The following is a 26,380-nucleotide window of genomic DNA, read 5'->3' as shown; positions in this document are numbered from 1 at the left end:
TCATCCCGCCGTGAATGCCGCCCCGAACAGCAGCACCGGCGCGTCGGGTGGGGAGACCTGAAGGTCACCACCGCCCTGCGCGACGAGCTGATGCACCAGATAGGCCGCCGCCGCACGTGGGGTGACCGGGGAGTCGCCGGTATCGCCGGTCAGCGCGCCGCGAAGCTCCTGATCCAGCACGATGCGCGGGCCGTCGGCGCGCACCACGATCTCGACCGTACCGTCGCGCGCCTCCGCACCGATATCGAGCTGGCCGCCGCGTACCAGCGCGTCCCCGCCGATCAGTGCAAGGTTGAGCAGAACCTTGATCACCTGCTTGGGCAGTACCGGATCCTCAACCATCCAGCCGATGCTGACGCGATGGTTGTCGCCGAACAGTCCCTCGATCGCCGCCTGCGCCTCGCGCGTGTCGACGGTATCGCCGAACCCGCCCGCAGCGCCAAAGGCGAGGCGGAAGAATTTGAGTTTGTTCGCGCTCGCCCGAGCGCTTTCCGCGAGCAGCTCGAGGCAGCGTGCGCGCATCTCGGGATCATTCTCGTCCGCCAGCAGCTCCAGCCCGTTGTTGAGCGCGCCCACGGGACTCAGCAAGTCATGGCACAGGCGCGAGCAAAGCAGGCTGGCGAAGTCGGTGGGCGAGATAGTCACATGATGCTCCGGCAATTCGCGCAACTCTTTGGCGCAGCAGCGCCCATGCCGCAAGCGAACGATCTTTCATCCGGCCCCGAAGCCCGATAGCCTCGTCCGAAACGGGCGGAGCGAATTCATGCAGCGAATGATGGTGACAGCGTTGACCGGATGGATGCTGGCCGGGGCGGTCCCGCTCCCGGCGCTGGCGCAGCAGCGTCCGGCGGCGGTGGAGACGCTGCGCATCGACAAGGCCCGGATCGACAAGATGCTCGCCACGATGATCGCCGATGGCCGCGCCGCGGGCGTGTCGGCGCTGGTGTGGAAGGACGGGCGCGAAGTCTATTATGGCGAGCGCGGCCTGGCCGACCGCGAGGGCAACAGGCCCTTCCGCCGCGATACGCTGGTCCAGATCTGGTCGATGACCAAGCCGGTCACCGGGGTCGCGCTGATGCAGTTGTGGGAACAGGGCAAGTTCCGGCTTGACGATCCGCTGGCGCACTATCTGCCCGAATTCGCCAATCCGCTGGTTCAGGACGGTACCGACAAGGATGGCAAGCCGCTATGGCGCGCGGCGAGCCGCCCGATCACGATCCGCGATGTGCTGCGGCATACGGCAGGCTTCGCCTATGGCGACGGCCCGACTGCAGCGCACAAAGCGTTCGCCGCCGCCGATCCGCTCAATCTCGACAATGATCTTGCCGAGTTCGGCCGCAGGCTGGCGAAGGTGCCTCTGCTGTCCGAGCCGGGCACCGAATGGCATTACAGTGCCGCGGTGGACGTGCAGGCACTGCTGGTCGAGCGCCTCTCCGGCATGAAGTTCACCGACTATATCCGCACGCATATCTTCGAACCGCTCAAGATGCGCGAGGCGGCGTGGCACCAGCCGATGGACCGCCTCCCCCGTCTCGCCGCGACCTATGTGAAACAGGACGGCAAGCTGGTCCGCCAGCCCGATGCGCAGACCCGGCGCATGAACTTCGCGAGCGCGAAGCTAACGATGGGCGGTGCGGGCGTCGTCGCGCCGATTGATGACTACATGCGCTTCGCCCGAATGCTGCTCAACGGCGGCGAGCTCGACGGCGCGCGGATCCTCAAGCCGGCCACGATCCGGCTGATGGCGACCGATCAGCTCGATCCCGCGATCAGGGAGCGCGAGTGGCTGATGGGCAAGATCGACGGCGGGTTCGGCTTCGACTTCACCGTGCGCACCGCCCGCCCCGCCACCCCCGATCGCAACCGCGGCGCGGTCGGCGAATTCTTTTGGGACGGCATGGCTTCGACGCTGTTCTGGGTCGACCCCGCCAACCGCATGGCGGCAGTGTTCTTCGTCCAGACGATCCCATTCGATGGCACGCTCCACACCGATATCCGCAAGGCGGTGTACGGCGCCGACTATCTCGGGCCGCCGGGCGACTGACGCGTCAGGTGCAGCGCGTGTCGAAACCGGTGCGTGCGGCCAGCACCGTTTCCAGATTGGCCTCCGCCCAGCGCCAGACGCCGCAGAATGCCTCGCCCAGGCTCTCGCCCACTGGAGTGAGGCGGTAGTCGACGCGCGGCGGCACCACTGCATGCACGGTGCGGGTGACCATGCCGTCGCGCTCCATCCGCCGCAGCGTCTGGGTGAGCATCTTCTGGCTGATCTGCGGCACCAGCTTCGAAAGCTGGGTGAAACGCAGTTCGCCATGCTGTTCCAGCGTTTCGAGCAGGATCATCGTCCATTTATCGGCAACGTTGCCGATCAGCTCGTTGACCAGGGCATCGACGCGCGGGTCCGCGGCATGCCATTCGCAGGATTTCGCAATACTCTCCATTTGGTGAGTATAAATCTTTTGGGTGCCTTCTTTCCAGTGGTTAGTGCAGCGCTACATCGCCGCCTCTAACTCAGGAGGCATTTCCATGAAGCGCAGCGGCAACACCATCCTCATCACCGGCGGCGGATCGGGCATCGGCGCAGCGCTCGCGCAGCGCTTCCACGATGCGGGCAACGTTGTGATCGTCGCGGGCCGCCGCCACGACGCGCTTGAGGCCACGATCGCGGGCAGGACCAACATGCATGCGATGGTGCTGGATATCGATAGTCCGGAGGCGATCGAGGCGTTCGCGCGCGAACTGGTCGCCGCACACCCCTTGCTCAACATCCTGTTCAACAACGCCGGCGTTATGCAGCATGAGGATGTAGACACCCACCGCGATCTTGGCGCCACCGAAGCGATGATCACCACCAATCTGCTCGGCCCGATCCGGCTGACCAACGCGCTGGTCGATCATCTGAAGGCGCAGGCGGACGCAGCGATCGTCAACGTGACCTCGGGCCTCGCCTTCGTGCCGCTCCCCGCTGCCGCGACCTACAGTGCGACCAAGGCGGCGATCCACAGCTACACCGTTTCGCTTCGCGACGTACTGGCCGGTCAGGTCGAGGTGATCGAGATGGCGCCACCCGCAACGCAGACCGACCTGACGCCGGGCCAGCGTAGCCGCGCCGGCTATCAGCCGCTGGAAGAGTTCGCGGACGAAGTGTTTGCGCTGTTCGGTCAGACGCCGACGCCGCGCGAAATCCTGGTCGAGCGCGTCAAGTTCCTGCGCAACGCCGAGATCGAAGGCCGGTACGACGCTGCGCTGGTGGCGATCACCGAACTGGCCACCGGCGACGGGCACTGACCCGCCGCCGCGAGGCGGGGTTCACACCCCGCGTCGCCCCTGCAGGAACTGCACAACGACCACGATCAATGCCACCACCAACAGCAAGTGGATAAGGCCGCCGGCAATATTGAGCGAGAAGCCCAGAAGCCAGAGGATCAGAATAACGACGGCGATGGTCCAGAGCATGTCAAATCCTTTTGTTACAAAGGAGTAACAAGACGGGCCGTGGAATGTTCCCTGCCTTTAGCTCACCGTTTCTTGCCGGGCTTGCTCGCTTCGTGCTCGGCATTCGCTCTGGCCTGTACCTTGGCCATGCGCCCGATCAGGTCGAGCGGCAGCGGTTTGCTCTTGGGCAGTTGCACCGCCGACTTGGTCATCTTGTACCCGGCGAGTTCGTCCTTGAACGTCTCGAACGCGGCACTCGGCGGCGGGCACGACAGGTTGAAGTGCTTCGCATAGGCCGAGATGTAGAAGATCCAGCCGTGATGGAAGAAAGCCGGGATCTGATAGCTGATCCGCTCCTCCGCCTCGGGAACGGCCGCCATGATCGTCTCGCGGAGCGCCTGCAGACCCGCGGCGTTCTCGCCATCGAAGGTGGCGATATACTGGTCGATGGTCCTGAAATCGGTCTTCGCCAAGATCCTGCTCCTCTCGCTCGATCGTCGCCCGGCACCCTGCCTTCAGCGGGTTCTCATCGCCAGATCGATGAAACGGAAGCCGCTTCGGGCGACGCGCACGGATCCGCCTGCGCAAGTCCGGGGCGATTTGTCCAATGGAAACCTGCCAGGCGCGTTCATAGATAGGTGACATGAGCGAAGACAGGGTGATCGAACGACGCAGGATCGACGAGGACAGCCTTCGCGAGCTGGTCGGGCAATTTTATGCCCGCGTTCGCACGGATGCGGAGCTCGGCCCGGTCTTCAATGATGCGATCCACGACTGGCCCGCGCATCTCGACCTGCTCACCGACTTCTGGTCGTCGGTGATGCTGACCAGCGGCCGCTACAAGGGCCGGCCAGTCCCCGCGCACCACAAGCACGCCGCACGGATCAGCCCCGAGCTGTTCGACCGCTGGCTCGCTCTGTGGGACGAGACCAGCAACGCGCTGATGGTGCCCGAAGCGGCGGCGGCGTTGCAGGACAAGGCACGGCGCATCGCCGAGAGCTTGCAACTCGCGCTGTTCTTCCGGCTGCCAGAGCGCGGGGCCTGAACGAGCACGCGACTTGCGATCCGCCGATCAGCTTAGTCCGGAAGGCAAGCCTTCGATGCGGATCTCATAGTCCTTCCCATAGTCCACATGCTGGATATCCAGCAGTCCCGGCCTGAGTTGCTTTCCGACCTTCAGATCGAAACGAACCGGCTCGAATCGTCCATGGATCGAACCGTTCGGAACCGCGCGCCACAGCCGCGCGCGCATCGAGGTTGCGATCACCCAGAGCATGCCGTCGGGCGCGGCACCTTCCGCATCCCGTACCGACGGTGTGGGGTCGTCGGTCAGATGGGTGTGGTAGAAGCCCATGATCTGCAGCGCGTTGGCTTTGCGCTGCGCCTTGTACGCCGCGAGAAGCTGGGCTGGGTCGATCTCAAACGCGATTTCTGGTTCGGATGACACGTTGTTCGTGCGGTCCGCGGCCGTAATTCGATGCCCCCTCCCGCGGAGGATCCCACACTTCTCATGCGGACGCCCATATCCGCCGTCGCGATAGGATGCGTGAAGGACCGACCGCATGATCCGTAGGATGATGGCGCTTGAAATTTCGGGGTTCATTGCCATCTCCTACGACAATGAGTCCGGGGGTTTCCACACTAGAAGCGCGGATTGCGGACGCAGCCAATGGCTGGCGTCTCGACCGGGCTTTGGCGGATGCCCTTCCCACGCTGTCGCGCGAACGGATCAAGGCGCTGATCTCGACCGGTAACGTCACCGGCCCCGACGGGCAGGTACGCGACCCCAAGAAAAAGGCTCCGGGCGGCGCGATGTTCCGCATCGACGTTCCCGAACCGGCGGCGGCGCATAACGAGCCGCAGGAAATTGCGCTCAACGTGGTGTTCGAGGATGAACATCTGATTGTTATCGACAAACAGGCCGGCCTCGTCGTCCATCCTGCTGCCGGCAATTACGATGGGACTTTGGTCAACGCCCTGCTCCACCATTGCCAGGGCAGTCTGTCGGGGATCGGTGGCGTGGCGCGGCCGGGAATCGTTCACCGCATCGACAAGGACACATCGGGGCTCATGGTGGCGGCCAAGACCGATCGCGCGCATGTCGGGCTCGCCCGCCAGTTCAAGGCGCACTCGATCGACCGCCGTTACAAGGCGATCGTATCGGGGCGGCCGAAAACGTCGGGCGGAACGATCGACGCTCCGCTCGCCCGGTCGCCACAGAATCGCAAGAAGATGGCGATCGTCGCCGGCGGTAAGCGCGCCGTGACACATTGGCAGATGTGTCAAGTTGGTCAGCTTCACGAGGCGGCTCTGGTCGAATGCCGGCTCGAAACCGGGCGGACGCATCAGGTCCGCGTCCACATGGCCTCGATCGGTCATCCCTTGATCGGCGATCCGGTCTATGGCAGAACGAAAAAAGAACATCGTGAGCTGTTGGAAACCCTGGGTTTCCATCGTCAGGCCTTACATGCGGCGCATTTGGGGTTTATCCATCCCATAGATAGCCGGGCTTTGGCCTTTGAAAGCCAAATGCCGCCCGACATGGAGGAACTGTTCCGCCAGCTTGTCGTATAGGTTTTCACTGACCCGTCTTCGGAGGGTCGCACATTGTCCTCGCCGCTTCAGGGGGGACGCGCAAAAGGGAGTAAGTAGATCATGGCAAGCGGAAGCAACGTCCCGGCGACGATCCCCGCACTCGGCGGTGAGCAGAGCCTCAATCGCTATCTGGCCGAGATCAAGAAGTTTCCGATCCTCGCGCCCGAGCAGGAATATATGCTCGCCAAGCGCTTTGAGGAGCATGGTGACACTGAGGCAGCGGCTCAGCTCGTGACCTCGCATTTGCGCCTCGTGGCGAAGATTGCGATGGGCTATCGCGGCTATGGCCTGCCGGTGTCCGAGCTGATCTCCGAAGGCAATATCGGCCTGATGCAGGGTGTGAAGAAGTTTGAGGCCGATCGCGGCTTCCGCCTCGCCACCTATGCGATGTGGTGGATCCGCGCCTCGATCCAGGAATTTATCCTGCGCAGCTGGTCGCTCGTGAAGATGGGCACCACCGCCGCGCAGAAGAAGCTGTTCTTCAACCTGCGCCGGATGAAGGCCAAGCTCGACGCGTTCGAGGATGGCGATCTCAACCCTGAGCATCTCGCCAAGATCGCCAAGGATCTGGGCGTGACCGAGGACGAGGTCACGTCGATGAACCGCCGCATGGCGATGGGCGGCGACACGTCGCTCAACGTGCCGATGCGCGAGGATGGCGACGGTCAGTGGCAGGATTGGCTGCAGGACGACAGCGCGTTGCAGGACGAAGTCGTCGCCGAGGCGCAGGAGGCCGATGTCCGTCACGGCATGCTGGTCGAGGCGATGGACGAACTCAACGAGCGTGAGCAGCACATTCTGACCGAGCGCCGCCTGACCGACGATCCCAAGACCCTAGAGGAACTCTCGCAGGTCTATGGCGTGTCGCGCGAGCGCGTCCGCCAGATCGAGGTGCGCGCGTTCGAGAAGCTGCAAAAGGCGATGATGCGGCTGGCCGGCGACCGGCGCCTGCTCGCCGTCGCCTGACGGCGCGGCCGGGGGGCGGAGTTGACGGCAGCGACTGGCACGCGGCGATGGGGCCGCCGGCTCATCATCTGGGCCGGCAAGGCCTTGCTGGCGTTCGTCGGCGGCTCGCTGCTGCTGGTGCTGATCTTCCGCTTCGTCCCCCCGCCCTTCACGCTGACCATGGCGGGCGATCTGGTCTCGGGCCATGGCATCAGCAAGCAATGGGTGCCGCTGAGCCGGATCGACCCTGACATGCCCCGTGCGGCCATCGCCGCCGAGGATTCATCCTTCTGCACCCATGGTGGCTTCGATTACGACGCGATCGCCGCGGCGATGTACCGCAATGCCAAGGGCGGCAAAGTGCTGCGCGGAGGGTCGACGATCAGCCAGCAGACCGCAAAGAACGTCTTCCTCTGGCAGGGCGGCGGCTTCTTTCGCAAGGGTCTGGAGGCGTGGTTCACCGTCCTGATCGAGCTGATCTGGCCCAAGAAGCGGATCATGGAGGTCTATCTCAACGTCGCGGAGACCGGGATCGGCACCTATGGTGTCGAGGCAGGGTCGCAGCGTTACTTCGGGCATAGCGCCGCGAAGATGACCCGCGCCGAGGCGGCGCGGATCGCGGCAGTACTGCCGCTGCCCAAGAAAAGGGCGGGTGTCGCCCCAAAGGGCTTCACCCGCCGCTACGGCAATTCGATCGCAGCGCGGATCGGCGTCGTTCAGAATGACGGGCTGGATACGTGCCTGCGCTGAACGACAGCGCAGAAAACATTTTCCTACACGCCGCCGATCTGAAACACCTGCCTGACGCTCTTTCGCATCGTCAGGCAAAATGCCCCGGCTATTGGACCGAATTCTCGATCCGCTTGCCTGCCTTCTCGGCAGCGTCGCCAACCTTCTCCGCGCCCTCGCCGACGCTCTTGGCGGCTTCGGTGATCGCAGCGTCTTTCTTGGTCTCGCTGCTCTTCTCGCTCAGAAAATAGAAGGCGCCGACTACCACGACCACCAAGGCGAGGATGCCCAGGATCAGCCCACCACCACCACCGCGCCGTTCAACGATCGTGGTGGTGTGAGTCGGCGTTTCGACACGAGTCGCTTCGGTCCGGTCATCATCGCTCATATTGCATCTCCCGACAGGATCTGATGGCGGCACTAACGGATGCGGCGAAACGATTGTTCCCGTTGTGAAATGTTCAGAATGGAAGCTTGAACCCCGGCGGGAGCGGGATACCGCTGGAAAGCTTCGACATTTCGCCCTGCGCCGCGGCATCCGCCTTCGCCCGCGCATCGTTCAGCGCAGCCGCGACCAGATCCTCGAGCATCTGCTTCTCGCTCGGCGCGAGCAGCGATTCATCGATATCGACGCCGATGATGCGGCCCTTCGCGCTGGCCTTGACCTTGACCAAGCCGCCGCCCGAGACGCCTTCGACCTCGATCCCGTCGAGATTGGCCTGGGCCTTGGTCAGCTCGTCCTGGACGTTCTGCGCCATGGCCATGATGTCTTCGATACTCTTCATGCGGTCCTCCGAATTGGGGTCCAGCCGATCAGCTCGGCTTCGGGAAAGGCTTCAAGCGCGGCAGCGACGACCGGCGAACGCAGTACCGCGTCCCGCTCGGCAGCGGCTTCCGCACCCTTGATCTCGGCGAGCGTCGCTTCGCCCGGCGCGTCGATGACCCGTAGCGACCAGCGCTTGCCGAGCACGCGGCGGATGGCCTGCTCGAAATCGCTCACCAGATCGGCGGGCAGGCCGTGACTGCTCACTTCAATCACCGGTTCGTTGAACGCGATGACACGCATGAGGTTGCGCGCGCGGGCGGCGACATGATGTTCATTCACTGCCTCCAGCCGATCCAGAACCTGCGCGAGATCGCGCGGTGCGGGCGGTTCGGCCGGCCCCGAAGACGCGGCCACCGGCGCGGCGCCGATGGGCAGGCCTTCGGCGATCTTGCGCGCCAGCTCGCCGGGGTCGGGCAAGGTCGAGGCATGGATGACGCGGAGCAGCGCCATTTCGCACGCTTCGATCGGGAGTGCGGCGCGGATGACCTCGTCATGACCACGCAGCAGCAGCTGCCACAGCCGGTGCAGGGCGGGGAAGCCGAGTTTGGCCGCCCATTCGGTAAGGGCCGCCGTTTCCTCGATCGCTTGTCCCGGGATCGCCTCGTTACCGAGCTTCGACAGCGTCACGCGGTGGACGGTCTCGAGCAGCGCCTTGAGTACCGCCTGCGGATCGACGCCGAGGTCATACTGGTCGCGGACCGCAGCGAGCGCACCGGGGCCGTCGCCGGCGATCACGAGGCCGAACAGCGAGCGGATCGCGTTGCGGTCAGAGAGGCCGAGCATTGAGCGGACCGCCTCGGCGCTCACCGCCCCGCCCTCGATCCCGGCATGGGCGATCGCCTGGTCGAGGATAGACAGGCCGTCGCGCGCCGACCCTTCGGCGGCACGGGCGATCATCGCCAGCGCCTCAGGCTCCGCTTCCGCACCCTCGGCCGCAACAACCTCGGCGAAATGCGCCGCAAGCTTGTCCGCCGGGATGCGGCGCAGATCGAAGCGCTGACAGCGCGAGAGGACGGTCACCGGGACCTTGTCCACCTCGGTCGTCGCCAGCAGGAACTTCACATGCGCGGGCGGCTCCTCCAACGTCTTGAGGAGCGCGTTGAACGCGGGTTTCGACATCATGTGGACTTCGTCGATGATGTACATCTTGTACCGCGCCGACACCGCCGCATAGCGGACCGCGTCGGTCATCTGGCGGACGTCGTCGATGCCGTTATGCGAGGCGGCGTCGATCTCGATCACGTCGACATGCCGCCCTTCGCCGATCGCCCGGCACGGCTCGCACACCCCGCACGGATCGATCGTCGGGCCGCCCTGCTCGTCCGGACCGATGCAGTTGAGCGCCTTGGCGATCAGCCGCGCGGTCGAGGTCTTGCCGACCCCGCGCACGCCCGTCAGCAGGAAGGCATGCGCCAGCCGGTCGCGTTTGATCGCGTTGCCCAGCGTCTGCACCATCGCGTCCTGCCCGATGAGCTGGGCGAAGGTGTTTGGCCGATATTTGCGCGCGAGGACGCGATAGGCGGCGTCACGCGAATTGACAGGGCTTTGGGGCGGTTCGCCAAGATCGAAGGAGTCGGACATGCGGAGCGCAACCTAGCGATCCGATCCGCAATCCGCCATGCCCCGATGCGGCGGAACCGCAGATTCAGCGCTTAGCAGATGCCGGGGTCCGTCGCGCCGCAGCTGGTGCGCGGTTCCTGCATCTGCTGCGTAGCCGCCTGTGCCTCGCGCCGCTCCGCATCCCACTGCGCCTTGGTCTTGCAGATCTTCTTGCGTGCCACGAGCGAGCCGGTGGAAACTTCCGACCTGCAGATCTTCTTTTCCGGCACCGGTGCCGGTGCCGTCTGTGCAGCGAGCGGCGCGGCGGCCAGTGCCACCAATCCCGCGGCCGCGACCAGCTTTCCGAATGAGACCATCTCTTCCCTCCCCCGCCGCACGCACACCATGGCGCCGGCACGATACGCGGAAGCTGTCGGGTTTTCGGCGCGCTGACAAGAGGCCGGCGTGACGGCCGTCACGCGCAGCGCGCCCCTGAGTGCGCGACAACCCGGACGGGGCGGCATCGGGCCGTCCCCACAGGGGAGACGCGAGATGACCAAGGTACAGGCGGCGGTCGCCAGCACGATCTGGGAGACCTGCCTCAAGTTCGAGAAGTGCGTGAAGCTGGGCTTTCCGTTCAACACCAAGATCTGCGTCGGCGTGCGCGCGTGCCTGCGCCTGATCGAGAAGGGCGGCGTGGTCGTCCTGCAGGTCGAGGCGGCGGGCAAGCAGTTCGAATACCGGCTGACCAACGCCTGCCACACGATCTTCACCATCGCGGTGGGCAAGATCGAGATCTGCATCGAGCCGCGCGGCGGCAACAAGGTGCGGCTGCAGGCGCGCGCGTGCATCGGCTATGGACCGATCAACCAGTGCTGGGACATCTGGGGCACCGACATCGCCTGGCTGACCGCCGCCGAGGTCGCGGCGCTCGACCTGTCGGTGCTCGAGGTGCCCGCCAGCGCGGCGCGGCGGATCACCGCCGCCGACGCCGGGCCGGTGGCGTTCGAGGATGAGTTCCTGCCCATCGGCCCGTGCAGCTGCGCGGACGCGGACTGATCGGGTGCGGCGCGGCGGACCGTCGCGCCGCCCTCTTTTGCGGCGAAACGACGCGGCATGCCGGGTTCGACCCGACGCAGGCACTAATGCGGTTGCATCGCGCCGTTCGCCCCTCCTCCGCCGGCCTCACTGCCCTGCGCAATCCAGGCTTCGCGCGCGGCATGGCCCGCGGCGATGAAGGGCGCGAGGTCGCGGGCATGGTGCGCTTCGGCCACCGCGACCTCCTCGGGCGTCAGCTCGCGCTCATAGCCGGGTTGGCCCGCCTCCCCCTCCTCATCCCCGAAGAAATCCTCGGGCGGCGGGAAGCTGGTGCGCCATTCCTCGAGAGTCTCGCACCACCAGACGGCGGGGTCCTCATCCACATGACATACTTGACTTGAATCGGCTGTTTCCGCGGCGGGCGGCTCGGGCGCGAGCTGGACCAGCCCGATCGCCTCGGCGCGGACCCATTGTTCGGCGGTCCAGTGCGCGCGGTTGGCGGGATCGAGGTCGGCGGTGTCGAGCGGCTCGGCGACGTCGGTATGCGTGCGCAGCCAGCGATCGGCGCGGGCGAGCGTGCGGATCGGGGCGAGATCGTCCTCGGTCGCTTCGGTGCCGCACGCGCCGAGCCGCGCGGCGAGGAACAGGCCGGCGCGCGCCGGCGCGGCATCGCGCGCGACGAGATCGAGCAGCTGTTCGAAATCGGCGGCGGCGAGGCGCACCGCGGTGGCATTGGCATCGGCGCAGGCGGTGTCCGCGCGCCGGTCGAGCCGGGTCAGCATGCGCCAGGCCAGCGTGTTATCGTGGCGGTGGCGGGTGACGGTGCGGCCGTCATCGGCGGTGACCGTGGTACGCACGCCGTTGAGCGCGCGCTCCATCAGCTCGTCGGCGAGGACATCGCGCGAGCGGAGCAAGGCGGCGTCCCAGGCAAGGCGGAAGGCGGCACCGCGCGCAGCGTTACGCAGCGCATAGGCCGACTGGCGCGACATATCGACGATGGCGCAGGCGCGGTTGATCGGGTGGCCGAGCGACAGCGCGGTGAGGAAGCGCTTCTGCTTCTCCGCGGTCCAGCCATTGTAGCGCGCGGAATCGGGGACGCCGGATTCAAGCTCGTGGAAGGCGGCGTGATCGAAGGTGAATTCGGCTTCGGGATCGGTCTGAGTGATCGCGTTCATGGCCTTGGTCCTCATCGTGTCGTGCAGAGGACCGTTTAGGTATGCCGGAATGGGGGCTGCAGGAAAGTTCTATTTTTGTTCCAAGCCACTTCAGCCGAGCGCCAGTTAGTGATCACATGGGGAAGTGGGTTCCTCGGTCTCCGCCGAGGTGAGCCGATTTCGCAAAGCTTCCGATTTAACATGGCGGAAAAACTGGGGAGGGTGGAAATTAGGTTCCAGCTCCCTTAACCGCGACAAAGGTATTGGATGTCGCAACTTGGCAACGGTATCGAATATTAGAGCCGCCCCTCGCTCAACCCCAGAGAAGTATGAGAAAAACTCGCCTCTCGTAAGGCCAGAGCACTGAGAATACTTCTCCCAAAGGTCCGCAGGATTTCCAGTTTCCACTTCCTCAAGGACGCCCACACCCAAAACCTCTCCATCGGGCACTTTCGAATACAGCCAGACACGCGTGCCGCTATCGAGCGAAGGAACTCTGCGCCTGAATTCCACGCACTTACTACCCGACAACAGGCCGTCGACGTAAACGCGCCGCAAAGAGAAAATTACATTGTCGGGGATCAACGCGCGCACTTGGGCTTCCCCGCCTCGATAAGCGCACTCGCTACGTCGGAGCCGATCGCTCGCGCCGTTACCATGTTTGAGTCGTCAGCCCCCCCCATTTCCTTCAAGGCTTTGAGCGAAACGGGCTGAGCAAAAATCATAACGCTATCAAACTCCGTCACGCAGGCCTCCTCGCCCTTCGCGATCCCTTTAACGGCTCGTGCTGATAGAACACCCCGCTCAGCGGACAAATTTTTGGCCACGTCTTCCTGAGCAAGATATCTACGCGCAACACGACCCACGGCGATGACCGCTGAACGGCCAGCCCCTTTGTGTGCAGACTCATAGAAGAAGATCAGCCCCTGATCGGGGATTGTCCCATAGGTACGCGCGTTCCCGAAATATCTTCGCTTACGCAGCAATGCCGCTTGCTCATCGTTGAGAAACGATGGCTGCAATGATCCACGAAAAAGCGCCTCGGCATACTCCGGCCAGATTGGCACGACCACCGCAGCACGCCCCTTCAAAGCGAAAATTGCCGGAGACACAAAGTCCTCAAGCGCGCCCAAGCCGGTTGCGGCATGCCGTCCATCGCCTGAACGCAACCCGATCTGATCACTCGCATTGCGGAAAAGTGGTGGCTCTTCAGGAAATTCGATGCCTGAGAGATCGCGAACCTGCGTGCGCATTAGCGACCAATTTCGTTCTGTAACAACCGAACCGAGGCATAGCTTTTCTAGCTTTCCGGATCGCGATGTAGACCCTGCCCGAGGCCTAAAACCGAGGTTCATCGCACGGCTTCTGGTGAGCACGTGCTCTGTCGTAGGGTTGACCTGCAGTACTCGCGGTTGATCGGTCGAAGCCTCACGCGCTGCCATCTCAAAGAGATGATCTACCGCAATCTCACACGCAGGATCGACTTCATTTGCAAATATATAGATGCGCAGAATACGATCACTTGTCTTAGGAGTCGCCCAAGAAGCGAAAGCAACGATCTCATTCTCCGCGCAAACGACAAGCCTTCGCCTCGGCGCGGTAGATGTCCCCTGAGAAATAGCGCTTCTAATGATGTCATCAGGCACCTCTTGAGAAGACAGGAAGCCCCTTACGCTGGCGACTTGATGCTGCGAAACCTCCCCAGCGGAGACGACCCTTCCCTGAAGTCTTACTTGATATGCCGTTGATTTACGCGCCGTGGCAGTATGCCGCTTACCGAATACATTCGGAGATATGATGTCCAGCTTATGCTTGGTACGAAACCACTCCGCACAGACCAAAATTGCCTTTTCAGAAGTGATGAACCCGTCAGCACCTTCCTCAATCGCCGTCGCAAGATGGGCGATATCGGATCGATCTTGGATCGTTAGCGCTCCATTCGCCCACCGATTTGGAAAAATGAGCGGTCCTAAGGTGTCAACGTATGTCGCCAACACAGCAGGCGCGGGCGACCTCAAGCGAGGCCAAGCTCTAGCGATTTCCAGGATCGGATCAGGTTTTTCTGCAGAGGTATTACGCTCTAACTCCGATACCAGTTCGCTAGAGACAGCCAAAGCTACCGAATTTCCTACGGCTGCCGCTAGAACACGACCAGCCCCCAGCGCATTGCTACGCCGTTTGGTGAGGTCGAAGAGGACGTTCAAGTCGATCAGGTAGAAAGGCTGTTCCGCAGCTGTAGAAAGGACCAAGCTGATCGCGGGGCCGTCGACGACACCATATGTCGCGAAATCGAGCAAACTTGGCGTATCAAGCTCCCTCACGCGCGTATAAATTACGCGGTTACGAGTACTCCCACCCGCCTTCTCACGTACCAGTCTAAATCCTTGATTCTTGTAAAATTCATTGGCATCTTCGAGATCAGAAGCCACTTCGACACGAATGCTCAAGAAAGAAATTTCCTCTGAGCGCTTCACAACTTCTTCGACTAGAGCTCGCCCAACCCCGCTTCGCCGGTAGTCAGGTGAAACATAGGTTTGGAAGATTCTGGCCTGAGGTGGAGTACCACCGAAAACAACGTACCCTGCCAGCTTATTGGATTTATTGTCGCAAGCGACGATAAGCCGTTGCTGCAACGCAAAGTCTTCATAAGCTCTCGCTGGCAAGAAGCCGAATGAGTTTCGCTCACCATCAGCGGCCTCGACGACTTTTGGGATGAACGCCGTCACGTCCATCTTTGAAGAAAGGAGGACAATGTCGTTCAACAGCTTCACTCCGCCGCCACACTCTCTCCCACCCTGCCCCGCTCCAACAACGGCGCAAGATACTTCCCCGTATAGCTGCGCGGCGCCTTCACCACGGTCTCGGGCGTGCCCTCGGCGACGATCTCGCCGCCCTTGACGCCGCCTTCGGGGCCGAGGTCGAGGATCCAGTCCGCCGTCTTGATGACGTCGAGATTATGCTCGATCACCACGACCGTATTGCCCTGCTCGACCAGCGCGTGGAGGACTTCGAGGAGCTTGCGGACGTCCTCGAAATGGAGGCCGGTGGTGGGCTCGTCGAGGATGTAGAGGGTCTGGCCGGTGGCTCTCCGGGCCAACTCCTTGGCGAGCTTGACGCGCTGCGCCTCGCCGCCCGACAGGGTCGTCGCCTGCTGGCCGACCTTGACATAGCCCAGGCCGACCTCCGCCAGCATCGCCATCTTGTCGCGGATCGGGGGGACGGCCTTGAAGAATTCGACCGCATCCTCGACCGTCATGTCGAGCACGTCGGCGATGCTCATCCCCTTGAACTTCACCTCCAGCGTCTCGCGGTTGTAGCGCTGGCCGTGGCAGACGTCGCAGGTGACGTAGACGTCGGGGAGGAAGTGCATCTCGATCTTGAGCAGGCCGTCGCCGGTGCACGCCTCGCACCGGCCGCCCTTGACGTTGAAGCTGAAGCGGCCGGGCTTGTAGCCGCGCGCCTGCGCCTCGGGCAGCCCGGCGAACCAGTCGCGGATGTTGGTGAAGGCGCCGGTATAGGTCGCCGGGTTGGAGCGCGGGGTGCGGCCGATCGGCGACTGATCGATGTCGATCACCTTGTCGAGATGCTCGAGCCCGGTGACCTTGTCATGCTTGCCCGCCAGCAGGCGCGCGCCGTTGAGCTGACGCGCGGCGGCGGCGTAGAGCGTGTCGATGGTGAAGCTCGACTTGCCCGAGCCGGACACGCCGGTGATGCAGGTGAAGGTGCCGAGCGGGATGCTCGCGGTGACGCCGGTCAAGTTGTTGGCGGTGGCGTTGTGGACGGTGAGCTTCTTGCCGGTGCCCTTGCGGCGCTTGGTGGGCAGCGGGACGGCGCGGCGGCCGGCGAGATAGTCGGCGGTGATGCTGTCGGTGCAGGCGAGGACCTGCTCGAAGCTGCCATGCGCGACGATCTGGCCGCCATGGACGCCCGCGCCGGGGCCCATGTCGATGACATAGTCGGCGGTGCGGATCGCGTCCTCGTCATGCTCGACGACGAGGACGGTGTTGCCGAGATCGCGCAGGCGGCGGAGCGTGGCGAGCAGCATGTCGTTGTCGCGCTGGTGCAGGCCGATGCTCGGCTCATCCAATACGTACAATACGCCGGACAATCCCGAACCTATTTGGCTCGCGAGGCGGATGCGCTGGCTCTCGCCGCCCGAGAGAGTGCCGCTGGTGCGGTTCAAGTTGAGATAGTCGAGGCCGACATTGTTGAGGAAGCCGAGCCGCTCGTCGATCTCCTTGAGGATGGCCTTGGCGATCTCCTGCTGCTGGCCGGTGAGGTCCTGCGGCAGATTGGCGAAGAAGGGCAGCGCGTCGGTGACCGACAGGCGGGTGACGCTGGAGATGTCGCGGCCGGCGATCTTGACCGCCAGCGCCTCGGGCTTGAGGCGCGCGCCCTCACAGGTCTCGCACGCGTGGCTCGCCTGGTACTTCGCCAGCTCCTCGCGCATCCACGCGCTCTCGGTCTGGAGCATGCGGCGGTTGAGATTGCCGATGACGCCCTCGAACGGCTTCTTCACGTCGTAGGACTTCTTGCCGTCGACGAAGGTGAGCGTGACGGGCTTGCCGCCGGTGCCGTGGAGGATGATCAGCTGGACCTCGCCCGGCAGGTCCTTCCACGGGGTGTCGAGGCTGAAGCCGAACTCGCGCGCGAGGCTGCCGAGGACCTGCATGTAATAGGGCGATGGCGGGTTGGACTTGGCCCAGGGGGCGACGGCACCCTTCTTGATCGTGAGATCGTGGTTGGGGACGACGAGGTCCTCGTCGAACACCAGCCGCTCGCCGAGGCCGTCGCACGCCGGGCATGCGCCCTGCGGGGCGTTGAACGAGAAGAGGCGCGGTTCGATCTCGGCGATGGTGAAGCCGCTGACCGGGCAGGCGAACTTCTCGGAGAAGACGATGCGGTTGTCGGGGATGCCGGTGCCCTTCATCGCGCCGCCGGTGACGTTTGTAGAGGCGATTGGCGTCTCGGCGACGAACTTCTGCGGGGCTTCCTGGACGCGGTTGCCGGTGAGGGCGTCGACGGTGGTGTCGACGAGGTCGATATAGGCGAGGCCATCGGCGAGCTTGAGCGCGGTCTCGAAGCTTTCGGCGAGGCGGGTGGCGATGTCGCCGCCGACGACGAGGCGGTCGACCACCACTTCGATGTCGTGCTTGTACTTCTTGTCGAGCGCGGGGGCGTCCTCGATCAGATAGGTCTCACCGTCGATGCGGACGCGCTGGAAGCCGGCCTTCTGCCACTCGAGCAGTTCCTTGCGGTACTCGCCCTTGCGCCCGCGCACGACGGGGGCGAGGAGGAGCATGCGCGTGCCCTCGGGCAGCGCGAGGACGCGGTCGACCATCTGGCTGACGGTCTGCGCGGCAATGGGGAGGCCGGTCGCAGGCGAATATGGGATGCCGACGCGCGCCCACAGCAGGCGCATATAATCGTAGATCTCGGTGACGGTCGCGACGGTCGAGCGCGGGTTGCGCGAGGTGGTCTTCTGCTCGATCGAGATGGCAGGGCTGAGGCCTTCAATGTGCTCGACATTGGGCTTCTGCATCATCTCGAGGAACTGGCGCGCATAGGCGCTGAGCGACTCGACATAGCGGCGCTGACCCTCGGCATAGATGGTGTCGAAGGCGAGCGAGGATTTGCCCGAACCCGACAGGCCGGTGATGACCGTGAGCGTGTCGCGCGGGATGTCGATGTCCACGCCCTTGAGGTTGTGCTCGCGCGCGCCGCGGACGGAGATATGGGTAAGACTCATGGGGCGTGGTTCTAGCTTTGTTCTTTAAGGGAAGCTAGGGGGGAGATAGGGAGGGCAAGTCCACGATGCGACCCCTCCCCTCACCCGCTGATGCAAAATCCGCCCGCGGGTTACTCAAGCATCAGGTATTTATTTGGTATCCAATAAGTACCTTGACGGAAAAGACCAATATAACGAAACTTTAGTTACACCCGAACAGAATCGGGGAAAACGGGGGACGCGATGAAGAAGCTCGTGGTTGCCGGCACGTCGATTATTCTTCTGGCGAGCGCCGCCGTCGCGCACGCATCCGAAACCGTCACCTATAGCTACGACGCCAAAGGGCGGCTGGTCAGGACCGTGCGGACCGGGACCGTGAACAATAACGTCACGACCGACTATGTGCACGACAAGGCCGACAATCGCACCCGCGTGACGACGATCAATTCGCCCAATCCACCGCCCTAGCGCTCCCGCGCATCAGGACGAGTTCATTCATTACCGGGGGATATCATGAAGGTTGAACGCGCACGCGTTTCGCGTCGATGGCTTGCGAGCACGGCACTTGGCACATTGGTTCCGGTCATGGCGCTGCTGCCAAGTGTCGCGCACGCGCAATCGACGGCCTATGCGCCCCCCGCGGCGCCGCCTGTGCGTAAGACCATGGACGAGAATGGCGTCGATCTGATCAGCGGACGGCTGGAGCAGAGTATCGCAACAGTGTCCGCCGGCCCAGGTGACGAAGGCGGGATATCCTACACCGCGAAGATCGACGGATCGTCGTTCGTCGACGATGAAGCGGCGCAAATCTATTTCTCAGAGTCGAGCACAATTTACTCGGTTATCATCGGCGGAAGGAGCACAAAATTCTCCCTGAACACCACGACAATGGTGATATCCGAAGTAGAGGCCAATGGAAATTCGTTAACCCGGGACGGTGCGACACTTACGTTCATCGATAAAAACGGAAAGACGTACATCTTTGACGGGGCGATGAATTTGGCGGCGAGCGGGCCGGGCCCTGATGGGCTGGACATGGGTGCGCTGACCCAGATCATTGAGACCAACGGCCGGACCAAGTCCTTCACCTATGCGAAGGTGGTGAAACCGATCATTCTCGGCTGGGGCCCCGGAACCCATCTCGCCGGCTACGCCGCCGTTCGCCGCCTGCAATCGATGCAAACCGGCACCGGCTGGATGATCAAGCCCGAATACACCAACGATTCCAGTGCCACGCTCGCCGACCTGGAGACATGGCGGCAGCCCAAGAAGGTAACCGCCTTCGACAATTCGATCGTGGGATGCGCATCATCCGCCAACAGTTGCGCGATGCCCTCGGGTTATGAATGGCCCACCCTCACCATCACGACCGACGCGCTGAGCCAGCGAACCTTTACCCGCCCCGATGGCGTACAGGAAATAACCACGACGTCCGGTCGCCTGTGGGTCGGTGACTCCGCCTTCTACTTCGCAGTCACCGGTTTCACGCCCGACGGCAAAATCTCTGCACTCCGCAACAACAACGTCGTCACAAACTACGCCTATGCGGACATCGCCGGCATCCAGACTACGTTGCGGACCACCCCCGCCGGCACCGAAACCTTCAAGTTCGACATCGCCAACAAACTGCTCAAGGAGCACACCAGCGCAACTGGCCGCACGACGCTCTATCAGTATGACGCCAACAAGCGACTGACCCGCGTCACCCACCCGGAAGGAAATTACGAGGAGAGCACCTACGACGCGCGCGGCAACGTCACCCAGTCGCGCAAGGTAGCCAAGCCCGGATCGGGCCTGGCGGACATCGTCACCTCGGCCAGCTTCGACACGACCTGCACCATCCGGGTGAAGTGCAACAAACCCAACTCAGTCACGGATGCGCGCGGCCAGGTGACGGACATCACCTATGACGCAACCCATGGCGGCGTTCTGACCGTCACCGCGCCGGCGGCGACCAGCGGCGGCGTACGCCCGCAGACGCGTTATAGCTATACGCTGATCGCCGGCGTCTATGAGCTAGCCGGCGTCTCGAACTGCCAGACGGGGGCGTCATGTGTCGGCACTGCGGATGAGATCATCACGACCATGGCCTATAATGGCAAGAGCATGACGGCATCGGTCACGACCGCCACCGGGAACGGCAGCGTCAGCAGCACAACGGCCTATGGTTATGACACGATCGGGAACGTCTCAAGCGTCGACGGACCGCTGAGCGGCACGAGCGACACGACGCGCTTCCGCTACAACGCCGGACGACAGCAGGTCGGGGCGATCGGCCCCGATCCCGATGGCGCAGGCCCGCGCACGCATATCGCGCTGCGTACCACCCGCAACGCCAAGGGCCAGATCGCGACCCAGCAGACCGGAACCGTCGCCAGTCAGAGCGACGGCGATTGGGCAGCATTTGCCGCGCTCACGACCGTCACCAGCAGTTATGATGCAACCACCAACGCCAAGATCCGCGAAACCGTGTCGGGAACTGCCGGCGACGTGAGCGTCACCCAGCTGAGCTACGACAGCAGCAACCGCCTGCGATGCACGGCGCAACGTATGAACCCGGCGGCCTGGGGATCGCTTCCTGCGGACGCGTGCACGCTCGGCACGACCGGCGGCGCCGGCCCGGATCGCATCGCGCGCAGCAGCTATGATGCGGACGACAGGATCGTGAAGGTCGAAACCGCCGTCGGCACCGCCGACGCGGCGGACGAGGTGACCACCACCTATACCGCCAATGGCAGGGTCGCGTCACTGACCGACGGGAAGAACAATCGGACCGACAACGCCTATGACGGCCATGACCGGCAGATCGCGACCTATTATCCCCATCCGTCGACGCCGGGTGTCAGTTCGACCACCGACCGCACCACGATCACCTATTTCCTGGCAGACAATGCGATCCATATCGGCCGGCGCGACGGGCACACCATCATCAGCGACTATGACAATCTCAACCGCCTCACGATGAAGCGGCTCTGGTCGTCGGGCGCGGGGGTCTATGAAACGACCACCTACAACCACGACCTGCTGGGACGTCCGACGACGACGACCAAGGGCAGCCAGACGCTGGGCTTCACGCACAATGCGCTAGGCCAGTTGATCAGCCAGACCGGGCCGCATGGGACCATCGGTTATAGCTATGACGCCGCAGGACGGCGCGCGACGACGAGCTATCCGGGTGGCGCACTGACGATCAATTACGACTATGACGTTACGGGGAACGTCACCGCGATCCGCGAGAATGGCGCGACATCGGGTGCAGGCGTGCTCGCCAGCTATGGCTATGACAGCGCCGGTCGCCGGGCCAGCGTGACGCTGGGCGACGGAAGTGTGCAGAGCTTCGCCTACAACCCCGCATCGCAACTCGCGACGCTGACCAACAATTTGCCGGGCAGCACGCACGACCTGACGCGGGGCTTCACCTACAACCCCGCCGGCCAGATCGCGAGTGTAACGCGCAGCAACGATCTCTATGCTTGGCAGGGTCATTACAATGTCGACCGCAGCTATGGCATCGATGGGCTGAATCGCGTGACGACTGCGGGAGGCACAAGCTTCGGCTATGACGCAAACGGCAACATGACCAGCTCGGGCACGAGCAGCTATACCTACTCGACCGAGAACCAGCTCAAGACCGCCCCGGGTTTGACGTTGAGCTATGATCCGCTCGGCCGCCTCTACGAAACCGCAGGAACCGGCACGACGCGGTTCCAGTATGATGGCAGCGAGCTGCTCGCCGAATATGACGCATCGGGCAATGTGCTGCGCCGGTATGTCCACGGCCCCGGCACCGACAATCCGATCGTGTGGTATGAAGGCAGTACAATCGGCAGCGGCAGCCGCCGCTTCCTGATGGCCGACGAACGCGGCAGCATCCTCAGTGTGACCGACACTGCGGGCACAGTGATCGCGCTCAACAGCTATGACGATTTTGGCATCCCGGCCGCGGGCAATCAGGGACGCTTCGGCTATACAGGCCAGACTTGGCTGCCCGAGCTTGGCATGTGGAACTACAAGGCGCGCATCTATTCCCCGACGCTCGGCCGGTTCCTCCAGACCGATCCGGCTGGCTACGCCGACGGAATGAACCTGTACAACTATGTCGGCGGCGATCCTGTGAATGCCAACGATCCGTCAGGGCGGATGAGCGCTCCCCACTACACCCCTCCCCCCGAGCACCCAGAAATCCGCGTCTGGGGGATAAAGTACGATTTCTTCGGGCCAACGTACTGGCTTGAATATTTGAGGAACAATGATCGCTATAATTACGGGCAGGTCTACCCCAGATATCCCTACGCCCAAGGAAGAGAAGATAAGAAAAAGGACGAATCCGAAGCCAATAATTGCAAGGGACCGCCGAGCGCACCCGGCACGGGAGCCAGTACCGCCGACCTGTCAAGGCAGGTGCGAACGAACGTCGCCTTGGCAGAAGAACGCGACGTCGTGTCCTATGGCGCTGTCCGAACGTTGAGCTGGTTTCACTCGCGCCTTAAAACCGGCGGCCCTTATGACTACAAGCAGCACAGCAAAGGTTTCGAGCCCTTCGGAAATTATAATTATGGTGCCATGGGCGCTGCTGCGGGAATTCCGGAACAGGTACTGCTTCGCGCCGCAGGGCGAAACCAAGAGCAGAACCCGTCATATAATCCCAAGGACGGACATTGGTACGATCGAGGTGGTTCATACGGAGACGATCCACGCGATCAGGAAATGATTAAGCAGGGAATTTCCGACTATAAAAATGGCTGTTATTCAGATTAGGTGCGGAATGTACAATATCATAGATAAAGTCATTATAATAGTATTCGGACTCGCCATTGCCGCTATCGTGGCACTGTCAATTATGTTTGGTATTCTAGCGGGATCAATAGTTGCCGCATTTTCATTCCCGATAGCGATATTTTCGATGGCCGGAGAAGGTGACACCTGGGGAGTGTTTATCGTCGGATCGTTTGCGGTCGCGATCATCTGGTTCGCAATGCGACGGAGCGGGGTATTGAAGTAGGGGAAATGTGTCCCCCGCCTTCCGATCGCCGGGCTAATCCAACGCCCGGCACAGCGCGCCCGTCCCCAGCGCCATGCGGCGGGATCGGCGCCGAGCAGTTGCTGCGCCGAAGCCCAGCCCCCGCCACGCGGCAATCGAATCCCGCACACGCTCAATTGAGGTCGCGGCGGGCGCGAGCCTGATGACTTTCGTGCTCTGCGATGGAGCGCTTCGCGTTCTCGAAATGCTGTTCCAGCGCATGGTTCAGATTGGCCAGAATCGCATTTTGAACCACGGGGTTTGTCGAGACCTGCGCCTCCGCCACCAACTCGGCAACGACCTTCAAAAGCGCATCGATCGTTGCATTGAAACTGAGCGAGCGCGCCGACTCCGAAACCCCCTTCGGATGCATCTGATCGGCGATAGCGCGAACGGTCGCGCCGAAGACGCGATCGCGAACCTCGAGGGCGTATCGCTCGGCCTCATCCTGAATCATCAGAGGGTCCTTCGTTGATTTGGTTTGATTTGGAGCAAGTCGGGCAATTCACGACCCAATCGCGGATTGTGTTCAGCCATCGGAATTGACATGCCGCTGGAGACACAAGGATTGATCCCGATGCCTGTACAACCTGCCCCGACCGAGCTGATTTCGTTGCTGCGCTCCGCGCTGGATGTCGCCGATGCGCTTGGGATGTCCCGCATCGCCTGCCACATCGACCACGCGCTTGCGCTGACACTCGAAGCGATGGCCACCGATCAGCCAGCCGCTCCTTCCGCAATCAGCTCGCGGATGTAACCCTCCATCGCTGCTGCGGTGGATCGGGAAAGGCGAATGTACGCGCGGCGTCGATCGGTTGGGTCGGGTTCGCGAAGAACCACTTTCATCTCCTCCAGCTGCTGAACCCAGCGAAGCGCGGTGGTGAGAGGAACAGACGCGGCAACGCATGCACTGGTGATCGAAACCGACCGCCCTTCCCGTTCCGCAACGAACAGGTCGAGGATCACGTCCCAGACCGGCTCGCCGAAGTCGCGCTCCAGCGAAGGGAAATGCTGTAGCCGGCGCCGTCTCGCTCGATAGAGCGATCGAGCTGCCAGGGTAATCGACTGATCCGACGCGGTGCAGTCCGAGCGGCCGCTCCCACGCATCATCTGAACGATAGGTTTGGAGCCAGACATCGCGTCTTCGGCACCCCCGGCTACGGTCCGGGCATTTTCGACTGACATGCTCATTGAAGCAACCCCCGCTCACGCAGACTGACACACGCGTTTCCTGCGATGATGAGATGATCGTGAAGCCGAATCGCGAGATGCTTTCCCGCGTCGGCAACCCGTCGTGTGAACGCGATATCCGCCGAGCTGGGCTCAGCCGATCCGCCCGGATGATTGTGAACCAGGATGACCGCGCTGGCAGACAGCTCGAGTGCCCGGTTCAGAACCTTGCGGGTCGAAACGGGAATGCATCCCGGATCACCCTCGGCAATCAGCTCGTCTTGAATCAGGCGATTGCCGCTGTCCAGAAAGAGCGCGCGCATCCTTTCGGAGCGCGCATCGCCCAGTGTGGCGACGAGGTATCGCTCGAGCGCAGCCCCGCTGGCCGTGATGGGCATATCGAGAAGCCGGTCGCGAAGGCTATGCGCGAGCAGCGCACGATGCGCATCGAGCAGCTCCACGACATCCGCCGACGTCTCGTTGATGATCGCTGTCGAACTGGCGCTGAGCACCCCGCCCAATGACGCAAAGCGCAGAATCAGGCGCTCTGCAAATTCAGCTGCCGGTTTGCCTATCGGCGCGAGAAGTCGCTCCAGGAGCTCCGCATCTCGCCGTGCGCGGTCTGCCGCCGATGATAATGGGTCGCGATGATCAGGACGGCGAGCATCCCGTACGACCACATCACGCTCATTGTTGCGTAGACGATCGGGTGAATTGCGAGGTTCATCGCCTTGGCGACGTGCGCGCCGAGAGCGAGCAATTGAAATGAGCTGATCCATATCGGCCAAAACCTGCTGGCAGTCAGTGCGACGGCGGCGAAAGCCGCGAACCGGCTGATGTCGATGACGAGATGCGTTGGATCGACCGTCGCAAAGCGCAGATGGAGGAGTTGATGCAGGATCGGATCCCCCGCCAGTCCGGCGAGAATCACGATCCCGACTATGCGCTCGGGCGTGCCGCCACAGCGGATGGCATAGGTGCATGTGCCTATCGCCAAGCCGATGTAGAAAGCGACGCGTGCCGCGGAGACATAGACAAGGAACTCTCCATGGGTCTGCGCATAGTGCGCGTTCAATCCAACACTCACGACGACCGTGAGCAGGAAGGCGAGAATGGCCAGGACAATTGCTAATCGCATTGGCTAGACCCGCCATGCCTGCCGGCTGCGGTCAAGCGATCAAACGTTCAGGCAGCGTTGACCGCAACAAGACCATGACGATGACGCGTAGCCCGCTCGGCAGAGCGCTGGACGCCCTCGACTGTGATCGCGTGCACATCGTCGCTGGCAAGGGTGCGGTATTGATCCGCGAGCTTGCCATGGACGCGCAGAACATTGCTCTGCGTTTCGATCGTCTGCGAGAGCGCGCGGTGAAGGAGCAGTACGGTCGGCTGAGCTTGCGCCGGAAGAATGCCGGCCTCCCGGCGCCGGGCGACAGCCCCGGCCATCAGGTTCGCGAGCGCGACCACCGCGTCTTCCATTGCCTCATCGGCAGCCAGAACGAGCGGAGACACCTCCGCGGCGATCTCATGAATGAATTCCGACATGCATCATCCCCTTCGCAGCGCGAAGGGCGCTGCGGTTAGTCGTTGGCCTGCGAGTAATTTGGGAGATTCTCGCGGGCCCAGTCGCTGGCTCGTTCACCCATCGCAAGCAGGGTGAAGACGATCGCCAGGATCAGGAACGCGAGGATCAGGATTAGCCCGGCACGTGTGAGCGGACGAACTTCATCCGGATTCCCCCATTTCCAAGACCGGACTTCCTCCCTGAGCAGGTTCGAGGGCGGGACATAGGCGGCGTGGATTTCCGCAACCCCCTCACTCAAACCGATCAGAGCATCGTTCGGCGAGGAGAAGGTTGCAGCGGATGGCAGGCGAGGGGCAACCGCCATCAGTTCATATATCAACCTCTCATATGGGCCGGGCATATTCGCCATGACCCATCGCGCAGCCGCTCCTCGATCCGGCAAGCCCAGATTCCGGGCGGCGCGCGCAGCGCGGGCATCGATCGTATGGGGTGAAGTCCCGAGGCGCCGGGCGATCTGTTTCGACGACAGTCCGCAATAGACGAGGCGAAGCGTGGCGATCTGGATCGCAGTCAGCGCAGAGGAAGATCTCACGAGTTCGGACATCGCACGCACGGACACTAACTATCGGCGCGCGAATCATCAATCTGGGTGATCGGCTCCGGACGCCGAATGATCAGC

Annotated in this window: 28 protein-coding genes; 10 read left to right on the top strand and 18 right to left on the bottom strand. The window is 62.9% G+C overall.

The window, feature by feature from the left end:
* Window positions 1-645, bottom strand: coding sequence for a histidine phosphotransferase family protein (locus tag AC07NK_RS17350; protein WP_495171861.1), 645 nt, complete (start codon window positions 643-645; stop codon window positions 1-3).
* A 118-nt stretch (window positions 646-763) separates the two neighbouring features.
* Between AC07NK_RS17350 and AC07NK_RS17345 the strand changes: the two genes are divergently transcribed.
* Entirely contained in the window at window positions 764-2,044 is a 1,281-nt protein-coding gene (locus AC07NK_RS17345; protein ID WP_495171860.1) for a serine hydrolase domain-containing protein, read from the top strand.
* A 4-nt stretch (window positions 2,045-2,048) separates the two neighbouring features.
* On the opposite strand, the gene AC07NK_RS17340 is transcribed toward AC07NK_RS17345, so the two are convergent.
* Entirely contained in the window at window positions 2,049-2,438 is a 390-nt protein-coding gene (locus AC07NK_RS17340) for a winged helix-turn-helix transcriptional regulator (RefSeq protein WP_495171859.1), read from the bottom strand.
* An 85-nt stretch (window positions 2,439-2,523) separates the two neighbouring features.
* On the opposite strand from AC07NK_RS17340, the gene AC07NK_RS17335 reads away from it, so the two are divergent.
* On the top strand, window positions 2,524-3,285 hold the full coding sequence (locus tag AC07NK_RS17335) for an SDR family oxidoreductase (RefSeq protein WP_495171858.1): 762 nt from the start codon (window positions 2,524-2,526) through the stop codon (window positions 3,283-3,285).
* A gap of 21 nt (window positions 3,286-3,306) precedes the next feature.
* On the opposite strand, the gene AC07NK_RS17330 is transcribed toward AC07NK_RS17335, so the two are convergent.
* Window positions 3,307-3,453 carry a lmo0937 family membrane protein gene (locus AC07NK_RS17330; RefSeq protein WP_495171857.1) on the bottom strand — a complete coding sequence of 49 codons (147 nt, stop codon included), beginning with the start codon at window positions 3,451-3,453 and terminating at the stop codon, window positions 3,307-3,309.
* Between the two features lie 62 nt (window positions 3,454-3,515).
* Window positions 3,516-3,905, bottom strand: a complete 390-nt coding sequence (locus AC07NK_RS17325; RefSeq protein WP_495171856.1) for an iron chaperone — start codon at window positions 3,903-3,905, stop codon at window positions 3,516-3,518.
* A 170-nt stretch (window positions 3,906-4,075) separates the two neighbouring features.
* On the opposite strand from AC07NK_RS17325, the gene AC07NK_RS17320 reads away from it, so the two are divergent.
* Window positions 4,076-4,477: a group III truncated hemoglobin gene (locus AC07NK_RS17320; RefSeq protein WP_495171855.1), complete on the top strand. Its 402-nt coding sequence runs from the start codon at window positions 4,076-4,078 to the stop codon at window positions 4,475-4,477.
* A gap of 27 nt (window positions 4,478-4,504) precedes the next feature.
* Here the strand turns inward: AC07NK_RS17320 and AC07NK_RS17315 are convergent, their stop codons facing one another.
* Window positions 4,505-5,035: a Mov34/MPN/PAD-1 family protein gene (locus AC07NK_RS17315; RefSeq protein ID WP_495171854.1), complete on the bottom strand. Its 531-nt coding sequence runs from the start codon at window positions 5,033-5,035 to the stop codon at window positions 4,505-4,507.
* A gap of 17 nt (window positions 5,036-5,052) precedes the next feature.
* On the opposite strand from AC07NK_RS17315, the gene AC07NK_RS17310 reads away from it, so the two are divergent.
* The 3 genes from AC07NK_RS17310 (at window position 5,053) to mtgA (ending at window position 7,722) form a co-directional block, all read left to right on the top strand.
* Entirely contained in the window at window positions 5,053-6,006 is a 954-nt protein-coding gene (locus AC07NK_RS17310; protein ID WP_495171991.1) for an RluA family pseudouridine synthase, read from the top strand.
* 81 nt (window positions 6,007-6,087) lie between these two features.
* Window positions 6,088-6,993: an RNA polymerase sigma factor RpoH gene (gene rpoH, locus AC07NK_RS17305; protein ID WP_495171853.1), complete on the top strand. Its 906-nt coding sequence runs from the start codon at window positions 6,088-6,090 to the stop codon at window positions 6,991-6,993.
* 21 nt (window positions 6,994-7,014) lie between these two features.
* Complete coding sequence (mtgA, locus tag AC07NK_RS17300) at window positions 7,015-7,722, top strand: monofunctional biosynthetic peptidoglycan transglycosylase (protein ID WP_495171852.1); 708 nt, start codon at window positions 7,015-7,017, stop codon at window positions 7,720-7,722.
* Window positions 7,723-7,810: 88 nt separating this feature from the next.
* On the opposite strand, the gene AC07NK_RS17295 is transcribed toward mtgA, so the two are convergent.
* The 4 genes from AC07NK_RS17295 to AC07NK_RS17280 form a co-directional block, all read right to left on the bottom strand.
* A complete protein-coding gene (locus AC07NK_RS17295) occupies window positions 7,811-8,089 on the bottom strand; it encodes a hypothetical protein (RefSeq protein WP_495171851.1) in 279 nt (92 codons plus the stop codon).
* Window positions 8,090-8,162: 73 nt separating this feature from the next.
* Window positions 8,163-8,486, bottom strand: coding sequence for a YbaB/EbfC family nucleoid-associated protein (locus AC07NK_RS17290; RefSeq protein ID WP_495171850.1), 324 nt, complete (start codon window positions 8,484-8,486; stop codon window positions 8,163-8,165).
* Window positions 8,483-10,108 carry a DNA polymerase III subunit gamma/tau gene (locus tag AC07NK_RS17285; RefSeq protein ID WP_495171849.1) on the bottom strand — a complete coding sequence of 542 codons (1,626 nt, stop codon included), beginning with the start codon at window positions 10,106-10,108 and terminating at the stop codon, window positions 8,483-8,485. Before AC07NK_RS17285 ends, AC07NK_RS17290 begins: the two co-directional genes overlap by 4 nt.
* Window positions 10,109-10,179: 71 nt before the next feature.
* Window positions 10,180-10,545: a hypothetical protein gene (locus AC07NK_RS17280; RefSeq protein ID WP_495171848.1), complete on the bottom strand. Its 366-nt coding sequence runs from the start codon at window positions 10,543-10,545 to the stop codon at window positions 10,180-10,182.
* Window positions 10,546-10,618: 73 nt separating this feature from the next.
* Between AC07NK_RS17280 and AC07NK_RS17275 the strand changes: the two genes are divergently transcribed.
* A complete protein-coding gene (locus AC07NK_RS17275) occupies window positions 10,619-11,125 on the top strand; it encodes a hypothetical protein (protein WP_495171847.1) in 507 nt (168 codons plus the stop codon).
* An 83-nt stretch (window positions 11,126-11,208) separates the two neighbouring features.
* On the opposite strand, the gene AC07NK_RS17270 is transcribed toward AC07NK_RS17275, so the two are convergent.
* The 3 genes from AC07NK_RS17270 to uvrA form a co-directional block, all read right to left on the bottom strand.
* Window positions 11,209-12,279, bottom strand: a complete 1,071-nt coding sequence (locus AC07NK_RS17270; RefSeq protein WP_495171846.1) for a hypothetical protein — start codon at window positions 12,277-12,279, stop codon at window positions 11,209-11,211.
* Between the two features lie 560 nt (window positions 12,280-12,839).
* Window positions 12,840-15,020: a GNAT family N-acetyltransferase gene (locus AC07NK_RS17265; protein WP_495171845.1), complete on the bottom strand. Its 2,181-nt coding sequence runs from the start codon at window positions 15,018-15,020 to the stop codon at window positions 12,840-12,842.
* 5 nt (window positions 15,021-15,025) lie between these two features.
* The gene (gene uvrA, locus AC07NK_RS17260) at window positions 15,026-18,007 is read right to left on the bottom strand and encodes an excinuclease ABC subunit UvrA (RefSeq protein ID WP_495171844.1); all 2,982 of its coding nucleotides are present in this window, start codon (window positions 18,005-18,007) and stop codon (window positions 15,026-15,028) included.
* Window positions 18,008-18,229: 222 nt separating this feature from the next.
* On the opposite strand from uvrA, the gene AC07NK_RS17255 reads away from it, so the two are divergent.
* Window positions 18,230-18,454: a hypothetical protein gene (locus tag AC07NK_RS17255; RefSeq protein ID WP_495171843.1), complete on the top strand. Its 225-nt coding sequence runs from the start codon at window positions 18,230-18,232 to the stop codon at window positions 18,452-18,454.
* 117 nt (window positions 18,455-18,571) lie between these two features.
* Complete coding sequence (locus AC07NK_RS17250; protein ID WP_495171842.1) at window positions 18,572-22,744, top strand: RHS repeat-associated core domain-containing protein; 4,173 nt, start codon at window positions 18,572-18,574, stop codon at window positions 22,742-22,744.
* Window positions 22,745-23,139: 395 nt separating this feature from the next.
* On the opposite strand, the gene AC07NK_RS17245 is transcribed toward AC07NK_RS17250, so the two are convergent.
* Window positions 23,140-23,463, bottom strand: coding sequence for a hypothetical protein (locus AC07NK_RS17245; RefSeq protein WP_495171841.1), 324 nt, complete (start codon window positions 23,461-23,463; stop codon window positions 23,140-23,142).
* Between the two features lie 90 nt (window positions 23,464-23,553).
* Here AC07NK_RS17245 and AC07NK_RS17240 point away from each other — a divergent pair, with 90 nt between their 5' ends.
* On the top strand, window positions 23,554-23,763 hold the full coding sequence (locus AC07NK_RS17240) for a hypothetical protein (RefSeq protein WP_495171840.1): 210 nt from the start codon (window positions 23,554-23,556) through the stop codon (window positions 23,761-23,763).
* Here AC07NK_RS17240 and AC07NK_RS17235 read toward each other — a convergent pair.
* From AC07NK_RS17235 to AC07NK_RS17215, 5 genes are read right to left on the bottom strand one after another with little or no spacing between them, the layout of a single operon-like run.
* Window positions 23,724-24,197 (bottom strand): MarR family transcriptional regulator, encoded by a 474-nt coding sequence (locus AC07NK_RS17235; RefSeq protein ID WP_495171839.1) that lies wholly within the window; start codon window positions 24,195-24,197, stop codon window positions 23,724-23,726. The genes AC07NK_RS17240 and AC07NK_RS17235 overlap by 40 nt on opposite strands.
* Window positions 24,194-24,856: a JAB domain-containing protein gene (locus tag AC07NK_RS17230; RefSeq protein ID WP_495171838.1), complete on the bottom strand. Its 663-nt coding sequence runs from the start codon at window positions 24,854-24,856 to the stop codon at window positions 24,194-24,196. The genes AC07NK_RS17235 and AC07NK_RS17230 overlap by 4 nt, the downstream gene beginning before the upstream one ends.
* Window positions 24,748-25,314 (bottom strand): hypothetical protein, encoded by a 567-nt coding sequence (locus AC07NK_RS17225; protein ID WP_495171837.1) that lies wholly within the window; start codon window positions 25,312-25,314, stop codon window positions 24,748-24,750. The genes AC07NK_RS17230 and AC07NK_RS17225 overlap by 109 nt, the downstream gene beginning before the upstream one ends.
* A gap of 47 nt (window positions 25,315-25,361) precedes the next feature.
* Window positions 25,362-25,721, bottom strand: a complete 360-nt coding sequence (locus tag AC07NK_RS17220; protein WP_495171836.1) for a hypothetical protein — start codon at window positions 25,719-25,721, stop codon at window positions 25,362-25,364.
* A 35-nt stretch (window positions 25,722-25,756) separates the two neighbouring features.
* A complete protein-coding gene (locus AC07NK_RS17215) occupies window positions 25,757-26,305 on the bottom strand; it encodes a LuxR C-terminal-related transcriptional regulator (protein ID WP_495171835.1) in 549 nt (182 codons plus the stop codon).
* Between the last annotated feature and the right edge of the window lie 75 nt (window positions 26,306-26,380).

The sequence above is a fragment of the Sphingomonas sp. GW821-FHT09B04 genome (genome assembly GCF_059418285.1).
Note: the sequence above shows the minus strand (reverse complement) of the source record. Positions and strands in the feature narration are given on the sequence as shown.

Bases quoted from the DNA above. Each gene is read 5' to 3' on its own strand.
- uvrA (WP_495171844.1), bottom strand. From the start codon at position 18,007: ATGAGTCTTACCCATATCTCCGTCCGCGGCGCGCGCGAGCACAACCTC.
- AC07NK_RS17245 (WP_495171841.1), bottom strand. From the start codon at position 23,463: ATGATTCAGGATGAGGCCGAGCGATACGCCCTCGAGGTTCGCGATCGC.
- AC07NK_RS17225 (WP_495171837.1), bottom strand. From the start codon at position 25,314: ATGCGATTAGCAATTGTCCTGGCCATTCTCGCCTTCCTGCTCACGGTC.
- AC07NK_RS17240 (WP_495171840.1), top strand. From the start codon at position 23,554: ATGCCGCTGGAGACACAAGGATTGATCCCGATGCCTGTACAACCTGCC.
- AC07NK_RS17345 (WP_495171860.1), top strand. From the start codon at position 764: ATGCAGCGAATGATGGTGACAGCGTTGACCGGATGGATGCTGGCCGGG.
- AC07NK_RS17215 (WP_495171835.1), bottom strand. From the start codon at position 26,305: ATGTCCGAACTCGTGAGATCTTCCTCTGCGCTGACTGCGATCCAGATC.
- AC07NK_RS17330 (WP_495171857.1), bottom strand. From the start codon at position 3,453: ATGCTCTGGACCATCGCCGTCGTTATTCTGATCCTCTGGCTTCTGGGC.
- AC07NK_RS17235 (WP_495171839.1), bottom strand. From the start codon at position 24,197: ATGAGCATGTCAGTCGAAAATGCCCGGACCGTAGCCGGGGGTGCCGAA.
- AC07NK_RS17270 (WP_495171846.1), bottom strand. From the start codon at position 12,279: ATGAACGCGATCACTCAGACCGATCCCGAAGCCGAATTCACCTTCGAT.
- AC07NK_RS17315 (WP_495171854.1), bottom strand. From the start codon at position 5,035: ATGAACCCCGAAATTTCAAGCGCCATCATCCTACGGATCATGCGGTCG.
- AC07NK_RS17295 (WP_495171851.1), bottom strand. From the start codon at position 8,089: ATGAGCGATGATGACCGGACCGAAGCGACTCGTGTCGAAACGCCGACT.
- AC07NK_RS17340 (WP_495171859.1), bottom strand. From the start codon at position 2,438: ATGGAGAGTATTGCGAAATCCTGCGAATGGCATGCCGCGGACCCGCGC.
- AC07NK_RS17310 (WP_495171991.1), top strand. From the start codon at position 5,053: ATGAGTCCGGGGGTTTCCACACTAGAAGCGCGGATTGCGGACGCAGCC.
- AC07NK_RS17335 (WP_495171858.1), top strand. From the start codon at position 2,524: ATGAAGCGCAGCGGCAACACCATCCTCATCACCGGCGGCGGATCGGGC.
- AC07NK_RS17255 (WP_495171843.1), top strand. From the start codon at position 18,230: ATGAAGAAGCTCGTGGTTGCCGGCACGTCGATTATTCTTCTGGCGAGC.
- AC07NK_RS17250 (WP_495171842.1), top strand. From the start codon at position 18,572: ATGGCGCTGCTGCCAAGTGTCGCGCACGCGCAATCGACGGCCTATGCG.
- AC07NK_RS17285 (WP_495171849.1), bottom strand. From the start codon at position 10,108: ATGTCCGACTCCTTCGATCTTGGCGAACCGCCCCAAAGCCCTGTCAAT.
- AC07NK_RS17275 (WP_495171847.1), top strand. From the start codon at position 10,619: ATGACCAAGGTACAGGCGGCGGTCGCCAGCACGATCTGGGAGACCTGC.
- AC07NK_RS17320 (WP_495171855.1), top strand. From the start codon at position 4,076: ATGAGCGAAGACAGGGTGATCGAACGACGCAGGATCGACGAGGACAGC.
- AC07NK_RS17220 (WP_495171836.1), bottom strand. From the start codon at position 25,721: ATGTCGGAATTCATTCATGAGATCGCCGCGGAGGTGTCTCCGCTCGTT.
- rpoH (WP_495171853.1), top strand. From the start codon at position 6,088: ATGGCAAGCGGAAGCAACGTCCCGGCGACGATCCCCGCACTCGGCGGT.
- AC07NK_RS17290 (WP_495171850.1), bottom strand. From the start codon at position 8,486: ATGAAGAGTATCGAAGACATCATGGCCATGGCGCAGAACGTCCAGGAC.